The sequence below is a fragment of the Bradyrhizobium sp. LTSP885 genome (genome assembly GCF_000938305.1).
Classification (GTDB): Bacteria; Pseudomonadota; Alphaproteobacteria; order Rhizobiales; family Xanthobacteraceae; genus Bradyrhizobium.
Genome location: NZ_JYMT01000043.1, coordinates 11,882 through 32,031, shown reverse-complemented (window position 1 = coordinate 32,031; position 20,150 = coordinate 11,882). Strand labels below are relative to the sequence as shown.

Sequence of the window (20,150 nt, the reverse complement as noted above, 5' to 3'; positions counted from 1 at the left end):
TTTTGATTTTTGAGTACGTGCTCGGTCAGCAGCCTACGCTGCTGATAGCAATTCGCCAACCTCAGCCGTGCCGACGGCGCGATCGCCGAGCAGATGCTCCGTCATCGCGCGCTGAACGGTATTTTCCGCCAGCCGGAACGGATCGCCGGGCGTGACGCGATGGTCGATCACCATCCGCGACAACAGCAGCCGGCGCGCATCGCCGCGCATCTCGTGGATGCGTCCGCCCTCCCACGCCAGCGCCACCGCGCTTGCGACATGATAGAGCAGGCTGGTGGCGCGGCGCGCATCGCCCTCATTGTCGGTGCGGCTTGCGACCTCGCGCGCAAACGCGATCGCGCGGTCGCTGAGATCACGCAGGCGGTTGCGCCAGACCTGCGGCACATTGGCGCTGTCATCGAGCCGCGCATGCAGATCAGCCGCGAGCGCGTTGTCCGCGCCATGGCGGCCGACCGCACGTTTCAGCGCATCGATCGCGACGATGTTGCCGGTGCCTTCCCAGATCGAGCCGAGATGGGCGTCGCGCAGCAGCCGCGGCGTGACGAATTCCTCGATGTAGCCGATGCCGCCCCGCATCTCCATCGCATCGCCGCAGACCTTTCGGGCATCGCGGGTGGCACGGAATTTCAGGGTCGGCGTCAGTATCCGCAGCAGCGCCGCGGCATCCTGGCTGCCGGCCTCGGCGCGATCGAGCGCGTCGGCGGTCAAAAAACTCATCGACAGCGCCTGCTCGGTCGGCAGCATGATCTTCATCAGCTGCCGCCGCGCCAACGGCAGATCGATGATGCGTTGGCCGAAAACCACGCGACCCTTCGCCACCGTGATGGCGTCGTGCCAGGCGCGGCGCATCAGCGCGGTCGACTTGACGCCGTTACTGAGCCGCGAGGAGTTCACCATTTCGGCCATCTGCACGAAGCCGCGGTCGAGCTTGCCGACCGCATAGGCGATCGCGCCGTCCAGCTTGATCTCGCCCGAGGCCATCGAGCGGGTGCCGAGCTTGTCCTTCAGGCGCACGATCCGGTAGTGATTCTGCGTGCCGTCATCGAGGAACCGCGGCATCAGGAACAGGCCGACGCCGCGGGTGCCTGGTCCTGCGCCTTCCGGCCGCGCCAGCAGCATCACCACCTTGGCGTCGGCATTCGAGCAGAACCATTTTTCGCCGTGGAGTCGCCAGTGGTCGCCCTCCTGCACGGCCGTCGTCGTCAAGGTGCCGACGTCGGAGCCACCTTCCTTCTCCGTCATGAACTGGCCGCCCTGGGTCAGCTTGCTCATGTCGGTCTGGGTCAGACCGTCGAGATATTTCGCCTTCAAGGCTTCGCTGCCGAAATTCGCCAAGAGCTTGGCACAGCCATCGGTGACATTGATCGGGCAGCCCATGCCGAATTCGGTCTGGTTGAACAGGAAGGTGAAGGCGTGTTTTGCCACCACAGGATATTTGTCCGGCCAGCCCATGATGCCCTTGCGGATCGACAGCGCGTGAATGCCGAACTCCCCGAACGCGACCTTCTCGATCTCGCGATAGGCTGGGTGATATTCGATATGCTGCATGTCGCGGCCGAATTTGTCGCGCTGGTGCAGCACCGGGGCGTGCCGGTCGGCGAGCCGCGCGTAGTCGTCGAGGGCACCGCCGGCCAATCCGCCGAGCCGGTCGAGATGCGGTTCGATATGGCGGAACAGCGCATCGGGCAGATGCAGCTTCAGGAGATCGGTCAGCGCCGGATCGGCCCGGTAGAAGTTCATCCCCGTGGTGTCGGGAGCCAGCAGGCCCGGCTGGGTGGCGGTTGACGGTGCAAAATCTTGCTTGAGCGGCTGCATTGAATTCCCAGCTTCGTTCCTCATCTGTTTAGACAAGACTATCCTCCTCCGGCACTGCAAAGGAAAGCCCGATGGACATCCCGAAATACAAGATCGCCCTGATCGTCGGCGCCGGCGAGGGCATCAGCGCCTCGCTGACGCGGCTATTTTCGCGGGAGGGAATTCGCGTGGCGCTGGGCGCCCGCAGCATCGAGAAACTCGGCGCGCTGTGCACCGAAACCGGCGCACGCGCCTATGCCTGCGATGCCACCAAGGCCGAGGATGTGGAACGGCTGTTCGGCCTCGTCGAACGCGAGATCGGGACGCCCGATGTCGTGGTCTACAACGCGAGCGGCCGCTCGCGCGGGCCGTTCGTCGAGCTGGTGCCCTCCGAGGTCGAACAGGCGATCGCGGTCTCGGCCTTCGGCGGTTTCCTGGTCGCGCAGGAAGCGGCGAAGCGCATGCTGCCCAACAAGAAGGGCGCGATCCTGTTCACCGGCGCCTCCGCCAGTGTGAAGGGCTATGCGCAATCGGCGCCGTTCGCGATGGGCAAATTCGCGCTGCGCGGCCTGGCGCAGAGCATGGCGCGCGAATTGTCGCCGCAGGGCATCCATGTCGCACATTTCGTGATCGACGGCGGCATCCGCAGCAAGGCCCGCACCGAGCCTGCCGACCGGCCGGATTCGATGCTCGATCCCGACGCGATCGCGCTGAGCTACTGGAATGTGCTGCAGCAGCCGCGCAGCGCCTGGAGCTGGGAGCTCGAGTTGCGGCCGTGGGTGGAGAAGTTTTGAGATGATACGTGTCATTCCGGGGCGATGCGAAGCGTCGAACCCGGAATCTCGAGATTCCGGGTCTGGTGCTGACGCACCATCCCGGAATGACGGAGCAAAACAATCAAGGGGAGCACCATGACCACCGACATCAAGATCGACACCGGCACCGACGAACTGCTCTGCGTGATCCGCGACCGCGTCGCCATCATCACGCTGAACCGCCCCGAAGTGCGCAACGCGATGTCGGATACGCTAACGCCGGCGCTGCGCACGATGATCCGGACCTGTGGCGAGAATCCCGAGGTCGGCGTGCTCCTGATCACCGGTGCCGGCACAGCGTTCTGCGCCGGCGGCAACGTCAAGGGCATGGGCGCCAATCGCGACCAGAAGAAGCTCGACATGTCCTACGAGGAGAAGGTCGCCGATTTGCAGGAGCGCCAGCGCCTGCTCACCGGCGCGCTGACCTCGGTACGCAAGCCGACCATTGCCGCGCTGCCCGGCCCCGCGGTCGGTGCCGGGCTCGCGCTCGCGATGGCCTGCGACATCCGCATCGCCGCGCAATCGGCCTTCGTCTCGACCGGTTATCTGCGCGTGGCGTTGAGCGGCGATTACGGTATCGCCTGGCTGCTGACGCGCCTGGTCGGCACCGCGCGCGCCCGCGAGCTGATGTTCACCGCCGAGAAGGTCGACGCCGCCAGATGCGAGCAGATTGGCCTCGTCAACCGCGTGGTGCCGGACGAGACGCTTCAGGAGCAAGCTTTTGCACTTGCCAAATCGATGGCCGAAGGCCCGACCTTGGCGCTGCGCTACATGAAGGACAATCTGGACGAGGCACTGCTGTTCGACTTCGGCACCGCGCGTGACCACGAGGCCGAGCGGCTGATCCGGCTCACGACGACCGCCGATCACAAGGAGGCCGTGCAGGCTTTTATTGAGAAGCGGAAACCGGTGTTTCGAGGCGGATGAACCCGTAGCCCGGATGAAGCGCAGCGAAATCCGGGAACGCACCATCCGCGGACAAAAGGCCCCGGATTACGCTTCGCTCCATCCGGGCTACAAGGGTGAAGCGCGCGCAAAATCCACGAATGCCCGCAGCGCGGCCGGCAATTGCCGCCGGCTCGGGTAATAGAGAAAGAAGCCGGGATATGCCGGGCACCAATCGGCAAGCACGCGCACCAGCTTGCGCTTGGCGATCAGCGCTTCAACCTGTCCCTCAAACACGTAGGCCAGCCCTGCCCCGTCGAGCGCTGCGTCAACCATGAGGTCCTGGTCATTCAACGTCAGCGGTCCCGCGACGTCGATATCGACCTCGATGCCGCCACGCTCGAATTCCCAGCGATAGATCACTCCACTGCTGAAGCGGTAGCGGATGCAGGGCAGGCCCTTCAGCTCATGCGGCGTGGCCGGAGGCTTGTGCGTCTTGAAATAGGCTGATGAGCCCACGACGGCAAAACGATGCCGGGGACCGATCGGAACCGCGATCATGTCGGCGGCGATGGTCTCGCCGAAGCGCACGCCGGCATCGAAGCCGGCACCGACCATGTCGATCAGCGCGTCGTTGATCATGATCTCGACATTGACGTCGGGGAAGGCTTTCAGGAACCGGGTAACGACAGGCAACAGCACGAGCTGCGCGGACTGGCGCGCCGCGGTGAAGCGCAGCGTGCCTGCCGGCTTGCCGCGAAAGTTGTTGAGGTCCTCCAGCGCATCGTCGATGTCGAGAAAGGCCGGGCTGATCCGCGCGAACAACCGCTCACCGGCCTCGGTCAGCGCGACGCTGCGGGTGGTGCGGTTGATCAGGCGGAGATCGAGCCGCTCCTCGATGTTGCGCAAGGCATGCGACAGGGCCGATGCGGAGACGCCAAGCTCGGTCGCCGCCACGCGAAAGCTCCGGTGGCGCGCGATGGCGAGAAAGGTTGCAAGGTCGGACGGGTCGATCCGCATTGATGAGAATTTCTCAGTAGCTTGACGAAAATATAGCGGATTACCTCATCTATAGCGAGGCGCTATCCCTTTGCCATCAGGTTCGGCAACGCCGCCGGGCCACTCAGGAAAGGGCAACACCATGCGCGTCTGGTTCATCACAGGAGCTTCCCGGGGCTTTGGCGCCCTGATCGCCGAAGCGGCACTCAAGGCGGGCGATGCGGTGGTTGCCACAGCCCGAGACCCCAAGACCGTCACCGCCCGCCTCGGCCATCATGAGCGGTTGTTGGCCACGCGGCTCGACGTCACCAGTGAGACCGAGGCCCATGCCGCGGCCGGCCAAGCGGTCAAGACGTTCGGCCGCATCGACATCCTGGTCAACAATGCCGGCTACGGCCTGCTCGGCGCGATCGAGGAAGCCAGCGCGGCCGAGACCCAGCGGCTGTTCGAAACCAATGTGTTCGGCCTGCTCGGCGTCACGCGCGCGGTGCTCCCGCACATGCGCCGGCAGCGCTCGGGCCACATCATCAACATCTCGTCCGTCGGCGGCTACACCGGCTATCCCGGCTGGGGCGTCTACGGCGCGACCAAATTCGCCGTCGAAGGCATCAGCGAGGCACTGGCCGGCGAAGTGGCGCCGCTCGGCATCAAGGTGACGGTGGTCGAACCAGGCTTCTTCCGCACCGACTTCCTCGATGAGAGTTCGCTGTCGCGCACCGCGCAGCAGATCGAGGATTATCATGCCAGCGTCGGCAAGACCCGCGCGGCTGCCGTCGACTTCGACCACGGCCAGCGCGGCGATCCGCGCAAGCTCGCCGGCGCGTTCATTCAGCTGGCGAATGCCGCAAACCCGCCGCTGCGGCTGCAGCTCGGCAGCGACACGGTCGAGCGGATCGAGGCGAAGAACGCGTTCGTTGCGAAGGAGCTTGCGGAATGGCGGGAGGTCGCGACGTCGACGGATTTTACGGAGTGAGAAAAGAAAAGTGGCCCGGTCCTGGAGGGGCCAGAACCGGGCCTAGTCTCGTCAAACCGCAAGCGAGGACATCGCGGCCATGCGGGAGGCGGCGAGCCGCCAGCTGGCACAGGGAATGTCTTGCGGTTCGACGTGGATCTCTTTCTCGAAGCGCACCAGCTTCCAATCGCCGGGGCTGGCGATGAAGGCGTAACCGGTCTTGCGGGCAAGACCGATCATCGATGCGTTGGAACGAAGCGTGTCGCCGAAGATGCGCTCGGCTCCAAAGGACGCCGCGCGGCATTCGAGATTGTTCAGCAGCGCCTTGCCGATGCCGTGCCCCTGCCACCGGTCGTCGATCGACAGGCCAAATTCGACGCTCGACGTATCGGCATGGAAGGCGTAGCGCGCTTCGCCGACGATGGTCTCGAAACCGTCGACCACCATCGTCGCGACCACCGTGAACCGGTCGGCCTCGCCGATGTCGATGAAACGTTCGAGCTCCAGCTTCGGCAGCTCCCTCATGGCCCCCAGGAAACGGTTGTAGCGGGACCCCGTCGAGAGCGAGCGGATGTAATTCTGCAGCTCCTCGCGGTCGCGCGGCTCGACGAAACGCACCTTGATCTCGCTGCCGTTCTTCGCGCGCAGCACATCGGAATATTGCTTGAGATCATCGAGACGCAGCGCAGTCATGACACGCTCCTCGGGGTGGAAAGTTGGCCGGCGCCCCTCGATCGAGGCGGCGCCGGCGAAGGCGTCCTCTCTCAGGCCCGCCAGAACGGCTTGTCGATCTCAAATACGATGTCGCTGCGTGACATGCCGATGTCGTGCAGGTCGCGGTCCGACCAGTGCGCCAGCTCGCGGCGGCGCTCGTAGCGATCCCACCAGACATGCAGGGTCTCGCCGACCTGATTCAAAACGCCTGAGGCATGATGATTTGTCATCGATTCATGGGTAAAAATGGACATTTGCGGCTCCTATCGGTAACCTCTTCTGGCTAATATCGGCGCCAACAGGCCCTTTCACAAACGACACTTTGTACCGCTTCGCATGATATAACATCATGTATTTGGGAGCAGCGAGACGATGACCAGCCGCCTGCCTTCGCTGAACGGCCTGCGCGCGTTCGAGGCCGCCGCACGGCACATGAGTTTCACGGTGGCGGCGTCCGAATTGAACGTCACGCAGACCGCGATCAGCCATCAGATCCGGCGGCTGGAGGAAGAACTCGGGGTCCGCCTGTTCGTCCGCCAGAACCGCTCGCTCAGCCTGACGCCGGAGGCCGCCGAATACCTCCCCGGTGTCCGCGCCGCTTTCAACGACCTGCGGATGGCAACGGATCGCCTGCTGCGCAAGGACGACGATCACGTGTTGACCGTCTCCACGCTGGCATCGTTCGCTGCCAAATGGCTGCTGCCGCGGCTCGCGGCTTTCCAGGAAGCGCATCCCGGTATCGATGTCCGCATCACCAGCTCGACCAGCCTGGTCGACTTCCAGCGCGACAAGGTCGACGCCGCGATCCGTTATGGCCGCGGCCAATGGAGCGGCCTGCGAGCCGACTGGCTCACAGCGGATGAATTGTTCCCGGTCTGCAGCCCATCCCTGATGCAGGGAAGCAAGCCGCTGAATTGCCCCGAAGACCTCCGGGATCATGTGCTGCTGCACACATCCAACACCAACAGCGACGACTGGCGCCTGTGGCTGACCGCGGCCGGCCTGCCCACCGACATTTCGAAGCAGCCGGGCGCTACCTTCGACCTGGTGTTCGTAACGATCCAGGCGGCGATCGACGGGATGGGCGTCGCGATGGGCCGAACCTCCTATGTGCAGGACGACATCACCAAGGGCCGCCTCGTGGTGCCTTTCAAGATCGCGTTGCCGGCGGATGCCGGCTTCTATCTCGTCTCGCCACAGGGGCGCACGGATTCGCCGAAGCTGGCGGTATTCCGGAACTGGGTCACTGCATCGGCGCACGCGTCGTCTTGATGCAACGCACGCTGCGTCAAGCCATTTTGTCTACGGCTATTTTCCCATGGCCTCCGGCACGTTTTCGGGTTGGTCGCACCGAACAGGCGTGCCAAATTGCTGCATAAGGCAGGCTAACTGCCTTGGCTGGCGTGGTTCTTTTCGCCAGCCCTTATACCACGGGGAGGAAAGGGCGTTATGCCGCAGTCGAGTTCATCGCAAGTCCCGCAAATCAAATCGCGCCTCGGCGCCATCCTGCGCGCGACCAGCGGCAATTTCCTCGAGCAATTCGACTTCTTCCTGTTCGGCTTCTATGCCCCGTACATCGCCAAGGCATTCTTCCCCTCGCAGAACGAGACCGCAGCACTGCTCAACACCTTCGGCGTGTTCTGGCTCGGCGCGCTGATGCGCCCGGTCGGTGCGATTGTGCTCGGCGCCTATATCGACCGGATCGGCCGTCGCAAGGGCCTGATCGTAACGCTGGCGATCATGGCGTTGGGCACCGTCATCATCACGATTTGCCCGAGCTACGCCAGTATCGGTGTTGCGGCCCCAATTCTGGTTCTGATTGGCCGATTGGTGCAGGGATTCTCCGCTGGAGTCGAACTGGGCGGCGTCTCGGTCTATCTCGCGGAGATTGCAACCCCTGGCAACAGGGGTTTCTACACCTCGTTCCAGTCCTCTAGCCAACAGGTCGCCATCTTCGTCGCTTCACTGCTTGGTCTCACACTGAGTGCCGTGATGCCCGACACAGAGATCATGGCGTGGGGCTGGCGCATTCCGTTCTTCATCGGCTGCCTGATCATTCCTGTTATTTTCATCCTGCGCCGGACATTGGAGGAAACCCCGGAGTTCCTGGCGATGAAGAAGCATCCCACCGCAAACGAGGTGTTTGCGTCAGCGCTCGCGAACTGGCGCATCGTGCTTCTTGGAATGATGCTGGCGGTCATGACCACCGTGACGTTTTATTTCGTCACCGTCTATACGCCCTCGTTCGTTGAAAAGGTGCTGCTGCTTCCGAAGAAGGAGGCCCTGCAAGTCACCATGATGGTCGCGGTCACCAACTTCTTCTGGAACCCGATCGGTGGCGCTCTGTCTGACCGCATCGGCCGCAAGCCGGTACTTTTGGCCATTACCGCGCTCTCCTTGGTCACAGCCTATCCTGCCTTGGCATGGCTTACGGCGGATCCGACTTTCGGCAAACTGATTGTCGTCGGGATGATGTTCTCGATGTACTTCGGCGTGTACAGCGGGACGATGCTGGGCGCGCTGGTCGAGATCGTGCCCAGTCATGTACGGACGACCTGCTTCTCGTTGGCATTTGCTCTGGCCGCCGGACTGTTTGGCACGTTCACGCCTTTCGCTGCGACGGGACTGGTCGCATTAACCGGCAACAAGGCCTCCCCCGGGCTCTGGCTGATGTGCGCCGCAGCCTGCAGCATGGCTGGTGCCCTCATGATCTATCGCGGCGGCCGCACCATCGAGACGCGTGAAGCCGTCGCCGCGTAAGTCCCGAAATTGCCGGCCGGGTATGCGCCTGGCCGGCTCCTGCTTTGCTTTCCATGCCAACAACGATAACAAGAGCGCATGGTTGATCTGACGCGCAGGTTTGACGTGCTGGTGATCGGCGGCGGCAACGCCGCGCTTTGCGCCGCGATCAGCGCAAGGCGTGCGGGCGCCTCCGTGCTGGTGCTGGAAGGCGCGCCAAAGTTCTACCGCGGCGGCAACACCCGCCACACGCGCAACATGCGCTGCGCCCATGACGAGGCGACCGAGATCCTCACCGGCCCCTACACCGAGGAGGAATTCTGGAAGGATTTGCTGCTGGTGACCGGCGGCCAGACCGACGAGGAACTGGCCCGCTTCATGATCCACGAGTCCAAGGACATCCTGAACTGGATCGTCGAACAGGGCGTGCGCTGGCAGCCGTCGCTCGGGGGCACGTTGAGCCTCGGCCGCACCAACTCGTTCTTCCTCGGCGGCGGCCGCGCGATGCTGAATGCGCTGTACCGCACAGCCGAGGAGCTCGGTGTCGACGTCCTCTATGATGCCGAGGTGATCGATCTCAGGATCGAGGACGGCATGTTCCTCTCGGCTCAGCTGAAGCAGCCAGTCAACGGCAAGACCGAGGTGCGCGCTTCCACGCTGGTCGCGGCCGCCGGCGGCTTCGAAGCCAACATCGAATGGCTGAAGGAATATTGGGGCGAGGCCGCCGACAATTTCCTGATCCGCGGCACACCCTATAACCGCGGCGCGATCCTGAAGATGCTGCTGGCCAGGGGCGTGCAGCAGATCGGCGATCCCACGCAATGCCACGCGGTGGCGATCGACGCCCGTGCGCCGAAATTCGACGGCGGCATCATCACCCGTCATGACTCTGTCGTGTTCGGCATCGTCGTCAACAAGCATGCCGAGCGTTTCTATGACGAGGGTGAGGACATCTGGCCGAAGCGCTATGCGATCTGGGGCCGCCTGGTCGCGGCGCAACCGGACCAGATCGCCTACATCATCTTCGATTCGACCGTCGTGACCAGCTTCATGCCGACGCTGTTTCCGCCGATCGCGGGCGCAACCATCGCCGAGCTCGCCGGCAAGCTCGAACTCGATCCAGCGGCGCTGGAAAAGACCATCACCGAATTCAATGCCGCCGTGCAACCGGGCACCTTCGACCACACAATCCTCGACGATTGCCGCACCGAAGGCCTCACGCCGCCGAAGACGCATTGGGCGCGCAAAATCGAGACGCCGCCCTACCTCGCCTATCCGGTGCGGCCCGGCATCACCTTCACCTATCTCGGCACCCGCGTGAACAAGCAGTCGCGGATACTGATGAAGGACGGCAAGCCGTCCGCCAACATGTTCGCCGCCGGCGAGATCATGGCCGGTAATGTGCTCGGCAAGGGCTACGCCGCCGGCATGGGCATGACCATCGGCAGCGTGTTCGGCCGCGTTGCCGGACGGGAAGCGGCCAAGAACGCTCGGAACTGATGCGCAGAACTGAGAACAACGAGAGGAAAGCATGCCCCGGATTGCACTTGCCGCCGCAGCCGCGGCTTTGATGGTTTCAACAGCAGCCAATGCCGCCGAGCCGATCGCGCTACGGGACATGGGTTCGTTCCATGTCGGCGGGCGCCTCGTCGAGATCTCGGGCAAACCGGTCAAGGACGTGACCTTCACGCCGGGCGGCGTGCCCGCAAAGGTCGATCCGAACGGCACCTATCAGGTCGAGCAGATGTACGTTCAGTACTTCCTGCCGGCGAACGAGAAGGGCGCCTATCCGCTGCTGCTGTGGCATGGCGGCGGATTGACCGGCGTCACCTACGAGACGACGCCCGACGGGCGCGAGGGCTGGCTGAACTACTTCCTGCGCAAGGGCTGGAGCGTCTACAATTCGGACGCAGTCGAGCGCGGCCGCGCCGGCTGGGCGCAATACCCCGATATCTTCAAGGGCGAGCCGGTGTTCCTCACCACCTCCAATCCGTTCGAGCGGTTTCGCATCGGCGACGGCCCCGGCTCCTACGATCCCGATCCGGCCAAGCGGAAGCTGATGCCGGGCAGCCAGTTCCCGAACGAGGGCTACGAGAATTTCGTCAAGCAGAACGTGCCGCGCTGGACCACGACCGATGATGCGACGGTCGCGGCCTATATCGCCGAGATCGACCGCGTCGGCCCCTGCATCATCCTGTTCCACAGCCAGGCCGGCACCTTCGGCTTCAAGGTCGCGCAGGCGCGTCCCGACAAGGTGAAGGCGCTGATCGCGATCGAGCCGGCCGGCGTCGGCGATCTCGCCAAGGTCGACGCACTCAAGAACATCCCGACACTGATGGTCTATGGCGACTACATCGAGCGCGACTCGCGCTGGCCGAAGATCCGCGCCACCGGCGGCGCCTTTGCCGACGCCATCCGGGCCGCCGGCGGCAGCGTCGACGTCGTCGACCTGCCGAAAGCAGGCATATCCGGCAATTCGCACATGATGATGATGGACAAGAATAACGCCGAGGTCGCCAGCCTGATCCAGACATGGCTGGAAGGCAAGGGGCTGGCGAAGCACTAACGGGACATACAACACAATGCACGGGACCAAGATTTTGCAGGAGGCCGACCGTCTGATGACGGTGTGCAATTCCTGCCGCTATTGCGAGGGCCTGTGCGCGGTGTTTCCGGCGATGGAGATGCGGCGCGCCTTCTCCGACGGCGATCTCAACTATCTCGCCAATCTCTGCCATTCCTGCGGCGCCTGCTACACCGACTGCCAGTTCTCGCCGCCGCACGAATTCAACGTCAACGTTCCGAAGACGCTTGCCGTCGCGCGCGCCGAATCCTATGCCGCCTATGCTTGGCCGCGCGCCTTCGCCGGGGCGTTTGCACGAAACGGCCTCGTCATCAGCCTAATCGCGGCGCTGAGCGTCGCCGCCTTCATCTTCGGCTTCGCCGCGCTCAACGACCGCAGTGTGCTCTATGGCATCCACACCGGCCCCGGCGCGTTCTATAAATTGATGCCGCACAATGCGATGGCGCTGCTGTTCGGCGTGGCCCTGCTCTACGCCATCCTCGCACTGGCGATGGGCGTCCGCGCGTTCTGGCGCGACATTGGTGAGCCCGTCGGAATGACGACCGACGCCAAATCGCTGCTGCAGGCGATGCGCGATGCCGGCGAGCTGCGCTACCTCGACGGCGGCGGCGTCGGCTGCTTCAACGAGGACGACCACCCGACCGACCGCCGCAAGCTGTATCACCACTTCACCTTCTACGGTTTTGCGCTGTGCTTCGCCGCGACCTGCGTCGGCACACTGTATCACTATCTGCTGGCGCGCGAGGCGCCCTATGCGTGGTGGGATTTGCCCGTGGTACTCGGCACGCTCGGCGGCATCGGCTTAGTGGTCGGGCCGATCGGCCTGTTCGCCGAAAAATTAAAGCGCGACCGCGTGCTGGTCGACGAGCGGCAAATGGGCATGGACACCGCGTTCATCGTGATGCTGTTCCTGACCAGCATCACCGGCCTGGCGCTCCTGCTCTGGCGCGACACCGGCGCAATGGGCCCGCTGCTGGCGTCGCATCTCGGCGTGGTGTTCGCGCTGTTCATCACGATGCCCTACGGCAAGTTCGTGCACGGCATCTACCGCTACGTCGCGCTGGTGCGCTACGCGCGCGAGCGGCAGATGATGTGAGATGGGGAGTAATATTTCCGCCGTCATTCCGGGGCGCGCGTAGCGCGAGCCCGGAATCCATCGGGCCACGGGTACAAGCGGATGAATGGATTCCGGGCTCGCCGCTTTGCGGCGCCCCGGAATGACGGGTGATTAGATATCCACCACCACGTAATCGCTCTCGACCGCAACCCTGACGGTCTCGGCGATATACGGTCCCTTCACCAGACTGGTGCCGGGCTCGACATTGACCGGATAGGCGCGCGCGCGGAAGCGGCGGGGATCGCAATAGGACTGGCCGGTGCGGATGTCGAACTCCCAGCCGTGCCACGGGCAGCGGATGATCTCGCCGAGTTTTGTATACTCGATCTCGCCGGGATCGGATGAGGAGGCCAGGCCAATCAGCGGGCCTTCGCACAGCGCCGCGCCCTGGTGCGGGCAGCGGTTCAACAGGCCGAAGAACTCGCCTTTGACGTTGAAGACCGCGATCGGTCGGCCCTCGATCTCAAGGAATTTCCGCGACCCCGGCGGCAGTTCATCCACCGGGGCAATCACATGACGCGCCATCAAGAGACGCCGTACAGTTTCTTCGCATTGTCGAGATAGAACGCCTGGCGGTTGGCGTCGCTGACGCCGGCCGGCAGCACGCGCGACGGCTCGTCATAGTCCCAATGCGGGTAATCGGTCGCGAACAAGAGCTTGTCCCAGCCGATCCATTCGATGGTCTGGAACAGATGGTCGCGGCTCTCCGGGTCCTCCATCGGCTGCGTGGTCCACCAGATGTGGTCGCGGATATACTCCGACGGCTTGCGCTTGAGATGCGGCACCTCGGCGTGCAGCCGTTCAAACACCTTGTCGAGCCGCCAGGCCAGTGACGGTGCCCAGCCGAAGCCGGCCTCGACCATCACCATCTTCAACCTCGGAAAGCGTTCGAACACGCCTTCGAGCACGAGGCTTGCCAGCGCGGTCTGCTGGCACTGCGAATGGCCGACCATTTCCTCGATGTAATAGCTCGGCCAGCCCGATGCCGTGATCGGGTTGCCGCCGAAGCCGAAGGCGTGCACGCCGACCGGCAAGCCAGCCTCCTGGGCGGCTTCATAAATCGGCCAGTAGCGGCGTTGTCCCAGCGGCTCGACATTGCGGCTGAGCAGCAGCACCTGGACGAAATTCGGATCACCTGCGCGCTTGCGGATTTCAGCGGCGGCCGACACGCCGTCCTCGTTGGCGACGACCACGGAGCCCTTCAGCCGCGAATCCTTGCTGGTCCATTTCTCGATCTGCCAGTCGTTGATCGCGGCGCAGATCGCCGCCGCGAGATCCTGGTTGCGGATGCCCTGCCCGGTGTTGAGCGGATTGAGCACGCCGAGCACGACATTGTTGGGATCGAGAAGCTGCTTCTGCATGAAGGACAGCGACGAGCCCTGCGGGCCGCCTTCGGGCGGATAGGCATCGCGGCGCGAGGCGTTCGGCTGCGCCTTCGGGTACGGCGGACCTCCCATCATGCCCTGATACTGATGGACACCGAAGGTTTCGAGATGCGCGTGCCAGCGCTTTGCGAGGAATGGATACAATTCGTCGTTGGTCGCGCGCGCCGGATGAATATCGCAATCGGCGATCGCGGTCTTGATGCCGGTGGACGATGCGGTCTGCGGACGCTCGCGAATCTGAACGTTCATGGCGTCGTCTCCTTCACATTCTCTTTCAGACGGCCGTAGGTCGCGAGCGGATTGTCGATCATGATCTTGCGGACCAGATCCTGCGACATCCCTTGTGGCAACACCTCGTCGCCGTCGAACTGCCAGTGCGGATAGTCTGACGAGAATAGGATCAATTCGTCCGACTGCATATGGTCGAAAAGCCGGTTCAGCGTGTCGCCGTCCGGCGGCGCGTCGACCGGCTGCAGCGAGAAACGGATGTTGCTGCGCACAATCTCCAGCGGCGCACGATCGACCCACGGCGTTTCCATGCGTATCCCGCGCCAGAACTTGTGCAGCCGCCACAGGAACGGCGGCAGCCAGGTGAAGCCGCTCTCGAGCATGACCATCTTCAGCTTCGGATGCCGCACGAACACGCCCTCGACGATCAGGCTGGTGAGCTGGGTCTGGAACGCTTGCGCCTGCGCGACATAGTCCTCGATGTGATAGGAACCCCAGCCGACCGAGGTCGGCGGATTGTGATAGGCGCTGCCGGCATGGATGCCGATCGGCAGGCCGAGACTCTCGGCCGCGGCGTAGATCGGCCAGTAGTGGCGCTTGCCGAGCGGCATGTCGCCCATGACCAGCATCAGCACCTGGACGAAGCGCTTGTCCTGCACGCAGCGCTCGATCTCGGCAACCGCTTTCTCGATGCTCTGCACCGGGATCACGATCGAGCCACGCAGGCGATCGTCCTTGTCGAGCCATTCCTTCACCAGCCAATCGTTCAGCGCGCGGCAAAACGCGTTGGCCATGTCCTCGGAAAACACCATCTGCACGCCGTAGAGCGGATTGCAGATGCCGTAGGCCGTGCCGAATTTGTCGAGCGCCTGGCGTTGCATGTCGGCGAGGATAGAGCCAGGCTTGCCCTGCGCGGGCCGCCAGTCCGGCCGCGACGAGATCGGCGAATTGATCGGGTAGGATTGCGAAATCAGGTCGGTCATGCCGCGCGTCGTCACCTGGTCGCGCCAGTAGTCGTTCATGTACGGCAGCAGGCTGGTCAGGTGAGGTACGGCGGGATGCAGATCGCAATCCACGCCGCCCGTGATCGGCGACGTCATGATGTTTCCTCTGGAGCGCAATGTTTCCTCTGGAGCGCACGTGCTCACGGCATGTTGTAAGCCGCGCCGCTTGGTTCTTGCCTCACATTCAATCAGGCTAGCCCTGCGCCCGCAACTTGCGCAAACAGCGTGGCCGTGTGCTAGGAAAACATGGGCCGCCAGGGAGAGACTCGCTAGCGGACAAGCCCGCCGACAAGAAGCCGCTATTGAAGCGAATCCTGCACCGGAGCTGACGAGATGAAAGAGCTATTTGCCATCGCCGAGCAGATCGCCGCAAAGCTGATCGCCAACAAGCAAACGATTGCGGTCGCGGAATCCTCGACCGGCGGTTTGATCTCAGCATCACTGCTGTCAGTCGCCGGGGCCTCGGCCTATTTCCTCGGCGGCGGTGTGATCTACACGCGCGACGCCCGGCGCGTCTTGATGGACATCCCCGACGACGCCATGCGCGGCATCCGCTCGGCATCCGAACCCTACGCGCAGTTGCTCGCACGCCAGATCCGCGAGCACGTTTCAACCGACTGGGGACTGTCCGAGACCGGCGCGACCGGACCGACCGGCAACCGCTACGGTGACGCCGCCGGCCATAGCTGCATGGCGGTGGCCGGCCCGCAGCAACAGGTGATCACGCTGGAGACCGGCAGTCATGACCGGCAGGCCAATATGCAGGCGTTTGCGAAGGCGGCGCTGGAATTGCTGTTGAGGAATTTGTCGCGGTAACTTTAAAACCGTAGCCCGGATGAAGCGAAGCGCAATCCGGGGCAGCTCGATCTGCGGCGCGACCGCTCCCGGATTTCGCTGCGCTTCATCCGGGCTACGAGAACCTCAGCGAAAAACTCACCTCTCGCGGAACGAGCGCATGAACTGGTCGCTGAGCGGCTTCATCAGGTAGGACAGCATGGTGCGGTCGCCGGTCTGGACGAAGGCTTCCACCGGCATGCCAGGAATGACCTTGACGTCGCCAAGGCGCTTGATCTCCTCGGGCGGCATCGAGACGCGGATGGTGTAGTAGCTCTGCCCGGTGCGCTGGTCGGTGGTCACGTCGGCGGAGACGCGGGTGACGACGCCGTTCAGTTCCGGCGTGGTGCGCTGGTTGAAGGCAGAGAGCCGCAGCAGCGTCTTCTGGCCGATCTGCAGCTTGTCGATGTCCTGCGGATTGACCTTGGCCTCGACCGAAAGCGCGTCGCCCTGCGGCACGATCATCATGATGGCGTCGCCGGCGGTGATGACGCCGCCGACGGTGTGCACCGTCGATTGCAGCACCATGCCGTCCTGCGGCGCGCGGATATCGATGCGGCGGAGCTGATCTTCGGCGGTGACCTTGCGCTCGACGAATTCGCCGATCTTGTCGTTGGTCTCACGCAGATCCTTGGAGACCTCCGACAGCATGTCCTTGTCGACCTGGATGACCTGAAGCTCGGTCTCGGTGATCTTGCCCTTGGCCTGGGCACGGGAGGCGATGTACTGCGCGCGCTCGCCGGAGAGCCGCGCCGCGTCGCGCTCCAGCGTGGTCAGGCGGGTGAGCTGCACCAGATGCTGTTCGTAGAGCTGGCGGACGCCGACCAGCTCCTGCTGCACCAGGGCAATCTCCTTGTCCTTGGACGCTTCCTGCGCCTCCAGCCCGGAGATCTCCTCGTTGAGCTGGGTGACGCGCTCGCGCAGCTGCGCCTTCTGGCCGACGCGGCCGTTGACGCGAACCTCGAACAGCTTGGTTTCGCTCGCCATGATGTCGCGAACGTCGGGATCGCTGGTCTGATCGGCGAGTTGCGGCGGAAAGGCGATCTTGTCGCGGTTCTGCTGCTCGGCCTCGAGCCGGGCAGCGCGCGCGTAGAGGCCATTCAACGTCTTGACCACGATCGCAAGGCTTGCCTTCACGACCGTCTCGTCGAGGCGCACGACGATGTCGCCGGCCTTGACCAGGTCGCCGTCGTGCACCCGCACCTCGCCGACCACGCCGCCGGTCGGATGCTGCACCTTCTTGACGTTGGAATCGACCACCACCGAGCCCGGCGCGATCAGCGCACCTGAGATCGGCACCGACGAGGCCCAGCCGCCGACCCCGCCGCCGAGAACCAGGACCACGACCAGGCCGACGATCAGATGCTTCCTGATCGAGTGATGCGCGTTGCGCGGTTGATCCGTCATGACTTGGCCGCCCCCGCATCGGCGACGATCTTGATCGGTGTCGGCGGCGCGACCCGCTGCAGCACCTGTCCGAGCACGGTCTCCTTCGGGCCAAAGGTCTGCATGCGGCCGTCCTTCAGCACCAGCAGCTGATCGACACCCTCGATGCCGATCGGCCGGTGCGCGACCACGACGACAACGGCGCCGCGCTCGCGGGCGCCGCGCACCGCGCGGGTCAGCGCCTCGTCACCTTCGCTGTCGAGATTGGAGTTCGGCTCGTCCAGCACGATCAGGAACGGATTGCCGTAGAGCGCGCGCGCCAGCGCGACGCGCTGCGCCTGGCCGGCGGAAAGTGCGGTACCCTGCTCGCCGACCTGGGTGTCATAGCCCTCGCGCATCTTGATGATCATCTCGTGCACGCCGGCTTCTTTGGCCGCGGCGATGATACACTCCGACTTGGCCTCGGGATCGAAGCGGCAGATATTCTGCGCGACCGTTCCGCCGAACAGCTCGACGTCCTGCGGCAGGTAGCCGACATAGCGGCCGAGCACGTCCGACGACCATTGGTCGAGCGCGGCGCCGTCGAGCCGCACCTTGCCGCGCGCCGGCGCCCAGACACCGACCAGCGCACGGATCAGCGAGGATTTTCCGGAACCACTTGGGCCGATCACGCCGACGCCGGTGCCGGCCTCGACCGCAAAGGTGATGTCCTGCACGATGATCCGCTGGTCGCCCGGCGCGACCATGGTCACGCCCTCGACCGACAGCTTCTTCGTCGGCGCCTGAAGCAGGGTCTGCGCGGCAGGCGCGGGAACCTGCTGCAGCAGACGGTTGAGGCGCTGCCAGCTCTGGCGTGCGGCCATAAAGCCCTTCCAGTGTGCGATCGCGAGATCGACCGGTGCCAGCGCCCGCGCGCTCAGGATCGAACCGGCGATGATGATGCCGCCGGTGGCCTCCTGGTGGATCACCAGATACGCACCGACCGCGAGCACGGAGGACTGCAGCATCATGCGCAGCACCTTGGCGATCGCGCCGAGGCCGCCAGTGACGTCACTCGCGCGTTGGTTGCCGACCAGATATTCCTCGTTGGCCGCGTTCCAGCGCCTGTTCATCCGCCCGGCCATGCCCATCGCGACGAGCACCTCGGCATTGCGACGGCTGGAGGCGGCGAGATCGTTGCGCCGCGCCGCGAGCGTCATCGCTTCCTTGGCCGGCGTGCGCGACATGTATTCGGTGATCAGCGTCAGCGTCACCAGGATGATGGCGCCGAACAGCGCGGTGAGGCCAAGCAGCCAATGGAACGCAAAGCAGATCGCCAAGTAGAACGGCAGCCAGGGCAGATCGAAGAACGCACCGGGTCCCATGCTGCCGAGGAACGAGCGCACATTGTCGAGGTCGCGGAGCGGCTGCAGGCCCTCATTGCGATTGCCGACCATCAGCGGCAGACGCACGACAGTGTCGAACACCCGCGCGTTCAGCGCTTCGTCGAGCGAGGTTCCAACGCGGCCAAGGATCCGTCCGCGCAGCAGATCGAGGAAGCCCTGGGCCATGTAGAGACCGCCGGCGATCACCGCGAGGCCGACCAGGGTCGGAACACTGCGGCTCGGCAGCACCCGGTCGTAGACCTCCAGCATGAACATCGAACCTGTCAGGTAGAGCAGGTTGATCATGCAACTCATGAGACCGACGCCGATAAAGGCACTGCGGCAAGCGCGCAGCGCCTCACTCAATTCGGAACGCCGGACAGCGGGAGCAGCTGCCATAAAATCCGGTCTCTACAAAAGGGTTACGTGATGGCCACGTTGTACCCACGTTTGTGCCCATCGTCCATTTAAGTCGCGTTAAGCCCGCAAGTGGTTCGCGACTGTATTCCTGTGATGGCACAGAGAGTTGATGGAAAGATGGCTGGTTTGCTACCGAACTAGGCCGTTAGGCGGGCACGCTTCTCGAAAACGGCACGAGAATGACCGACATTGAGACCCGGCCGATCTCACCATGCACGTCGAGCAACACGCCGCTACCGACGCCAAGGCCAGCCTCCGGGCGCCAGCGGGCTTCGGCCCGGATGCCAACCCACGCACCACGCGGCGGCCTGAGCAGCTGGACCGTCAGGTTCGGATTGGGGTCCGCCACCACATTCTGGACGGGACGTCCGATGCCATGGGTCCAGTCGGCGGGCCCCAGCACCCCCGCCAGCGGACCGGCACCCGCGATCACGTTGTCACGCATCCGGAACCAGGCGGCATCGCCGCCGGCGCGAGCTTCCATCGCATCCATGAACCAGCTGCGGCCATGGACGGCGTGCGGACTGCGTAGTGGAAACTGCGACGGATCGATGGCATCAGCCGCCTGTTCGCGAAAGCCCGGAACCTCCACCGCGCGTTCGCGCGCCAGGGTCACGCGCACCGTGGCACACGGCTCGTCCTCGCCGACCGGCCACAGCGTGTTGTCGACCACGCTGATGCGGCCGCCCTCGATCACAACAGCGAGTCGCGTGCGCAACTCCGCCATCGGCGTCGGCCGCAGGAACCAGGCCGCTGCTGAGATTGCGGTCCCCCAATTGCGCGCGCCCGCCATCGCCTCGACCTCCGCGGCCAGGAGGCTTGCGACCGCACCGCCCTGCAGGCCGGCGAACGGCCCTGCCGCCAGTGCCGACGGCTTCCAGTGATTGGGCGCGGCAAGCGGTTCGAAGATGGCCAAAAGTGGCGATCCGT

The 20,150-nt window shown here is 64.2% G+C and carries 19 protein-coding genes; 9 read left to right on the top strand and 10 right to left on the bottom strand.

Annotated elements, in window-relative coordinates; translation table 11 throughout:
* Positions 1-33: 33 nt before the first annotated feature.
* The gene (locus UP09_RS34080; protein WP_044542803.1) at positions 34-1,815 is read right to left on the bottom strand and encodes an acyl-CoA dehydrogenase family protein; all 1,782 of its coding nucleotides are present in this window, start codon (positions 1,813-1,815) and stop codon (positions 34-36) included.
* A 71-nt stretch (positions 1,816-1,886) separates the two neighbouring features.
* Here UP09_RS34080 and UP09_RS34075 point away from each other — a divergent pair, with 71 nt between their 5' ends.
* Positions 1,887-2,588, top strand: coding sequence for an SDR family NAD(P)-dependent oxidoreductase (locus tag UP09_RS34075; protein ID WP_044542802.1), 702 nt, complete (start codon positions 1,887-1,889; stop codon positions 2,586-2,588).
* 117 nt (positions 2,589-2,705) lie between these two features.
* Positions 2,706-3,536: an enoyl-CoA hydratase gene (locus UP09_RS34070; protein ID WP_044542801.1), complete on the top strand. Its 831-nt coding sequence runs from the start codon at positions 2,706-2,708 to the stop codon at positions 3,534-3,536.
* 87 nt (positions 3,537-3,623) lie between these two features.
* Here UP09_RS34070 and UP09_RS34065 read toward each other — a convergent pair whose 3' ends face one another.
* On the bottom strand, positions 3,624-4,514 hold the full coding sequence (locus UP09_RS34065) for a LysR family transcriptional regulator (RefSeq protein WP_044542800.1): 891 nt from the start codon (positions 4,512-4,514) through the stop codon (positions 3,624-3,626).
* A gap of 121 nt (positions 4,515-4,635) precedes the next feature.
* Here UP09_RS34065 and UP09_RS34060 point away from each other — a divergent pair, with 121 nt between their 5' ends.
* Complete coding sequence (locus tag UP09_RS34060; RefSeq protein WP_044542799.1) at positions 4,636-5,466, top strand: oxidoreductase; 831 nt, start codon at positions 4,636-4,638, stop codon at positions 5,464-5,466.
* Positions 5,467-5,517: 51 nt separating this feature from the next.
* Here the strand turns inward: UP09_RS34060 and UP09_RS34055 are convergent, their stop codons facing one another.
* Both UP09_RS34055 and UP09_RS34050 read right to left on the bottom strand, forming a co-directional pair.
* Positions 5,518-6,138, bottom strand: a complete 621-nt coding sequence (locus UP09_RS34055) for a GNAT family N-acetyltransferase (RefSeq protein WP_044542798.1) — start codon at positions 6,136-6,138, stop codon at positions 5,518-5,520.
* Between the two features lie 71 nt (positions 6,139-6,209).
* On the bottom strand, positions 6,210-6,413 hold the full coding sequence (locus tag UP09_RS34050) for a DUF1127 domain-containing protein (RefSeq protein WP_044542797.1): 204 nt from the start codon (positions 6,411-6,413) through the stop codon (positions 6,210-6,212).
* A gap of 118 nt (positions 6,414-6,531) precedes the next feature.
* On the opposite strand from UP09_RS34050, the gene UP09_RS34045 reads away from it, so the two are divergent.
* The 5 genes from UP09_RS34045 to tcuB all read left to right on the top strand — a co-directional run bounded on the left by UP09_RS34045 (position 6,532) and on the right by tcuB (position 12,578).
* The gene (locus tag UP09_RS34045; protein WP_044542796.1) at positions 6,532-7,431 is read left to right on the top strand and encodes a transcriptional regulator GcvA; all 900 of its coding nucleotides are present in this window, start codon (positions 6,532-6,534) and stop codon (positions 7,429-7,431) included.
* A gap of 177 nt (positions 7,432-7,608) precedes the next feature.
* Positions 7,609-8,919 (top strand): MFS transporter, encoded by a 1,311-nt coding sequence (locus UP09_RS34040; protein ID WP_044542795.1) that lies wholly within the window; start codon positions 7,609-7,611, stop codon positions 8,917-8,919.
* A gap of 78 nt (positions 8,920-8,997) precedes the next feature.
* Complete coding sequence (tcuA, locus tag UP09_RS34035; protein ID WP_197082793.1) at positions 8,998-10,398, top strand: FAD-dependent tricarballylate dehydrogenase TcuA; 1,401 nt, start codon at positions 8,998-9,000, stop codon at positions 10,396-10,398.
* Positions 10,399-10,429: 31 nt separating this feature from the next.
* Entirely contained in the window at positions 10,430-11,464 is a 1,035-nt protein-coding gene (locus tag UP09_RS34030) for an alpha/beta hydrolase (RefSeq protein WP_044542794.1), read from the top strand.
* Positions 11,465-11,480: 16 nt separating this feature from the next.
* Positions 11,481-12,578 (top strand): tricarballylate utilization 4Fe-4S protein TcuB, encoded by a 1,098-nt coding sequence (tcuB, locus tag UP09_RS34025; protein ID WP_044542793.1) that lies wholly within the window; start codon positions 11,481-11,483, stop codon positions 12,576-12,578.
* Between the two features lie 132 nt (positions 12,579-12,710).
* Here the strand turns inward: tcuB and UP09_RS34020 are convergent, their stop codons facing one another.
* From UP09_RS34020 to UP09_RS34010, 3 genes are read right to left on the bottom strand one after another with little or no spacing between them, the layout of a single operon-like run.
* A complete protein-coding gene (locus UP09_RS34020) occupies positions 12,711-13,124 on the bottom strand; it encodes a Rieske (2Fe-2S) protein (RefSeq protein ID WP_044542792.1) in 414 nt (137 codons plus the stop codon).
* Positions 13,124-14,233 (bottom strand): amidohydrolase family protein, encoded by a 1,110-nt coding sequence (locus UP09_RS34015; RefSeq protein WP_044542791.1) that lies wholly within the window; start codon positions 14,231-14,233, stop codon positions 13,124-13,126. Before UP09_RS34015 ends, UP09_RS34020 begins: the two co-directional genes overlap by 1 nt.
* Complete coding sequence (locus UP09_RS34010; protein WP_044542790.1) at positions 14,230-15,312, bottom strand: amidohydrolase family protein; 1,083 nt, start codon at positions 15,310-15,312, stop codon at positions 14,230-14,232. Before UP09_RS34010 ends, UP09_RS34015 begins: the two co-directional genes overlap by 4 nt.
* A 237-nt stretch (positions 15,313-15,549) precedes the next feature.
* Here UP09_RS34010 and UP09_RS34005 point away from each other — a divergent pair, with 237 nt between their 5' ends.
* Positions 15,550-16,032: a CinA family protein gene (locus tag UP09_RS34005; RefSeq protein WP_044542789.1), complete on the top strand. Its 483-nt coding sequence runs from the start codon at positions 15,550-15,552 to the stop codon at positions 16,030-16,032.
* Between the two features lie 117 nt (positions 16,033-16,149).
* Here the strand turns inward: UP09_RS34005 and UP09_RS34000 are convergent, their stop codons facing one another.
* From UP09_RS34000 to UP09_RS33990, 3 genes are all read right to left on the bottom strand, one after another.
* The gene (locus UP09_RS34000) at positions 16,150-17,457 is read right to left on the bottom strand and encodes an HlyD family type I secretion periplasmic adaptor subunit (protein WP_044542788.1); all 1,308 of its coding nucleotides are present in this window, start codon (positions 17,455-17,457) and stop codon (positions 16,150-16,152) included.
* The gene (locus UP09_RS33995) at positions 17,454-19,199 is read right to left on the bottom strand and encodes a type I secretion system permease/ATPase (protein WP_044542787.1); all 1,746 of its coding nucleotides are present in this window, start codon (positions 19,197-19,199) and stop codon (positions 17,454-17,456) included. The genes UP09_RS34000 and UP09_RS33995 overlap by 4 nt, the downstream gene beginning before the upstream one ends.
* Before the next feature lie 166 nt (positions 19,200-19,365).
* On the bottom strand, positions 19,366-20,136 hold the full coding sequence (locus tag UP09_RS33990) for an acyl-CoA thioesterase domain-containing protein (RefSeq protein WP_044542786.1): 771 nt from the start codon (positions 20,134-20,136) through the stop codon (positions 19,366-19,368).
* Positions 20,137-20,150: the final 14 nt, after the last annotated feature.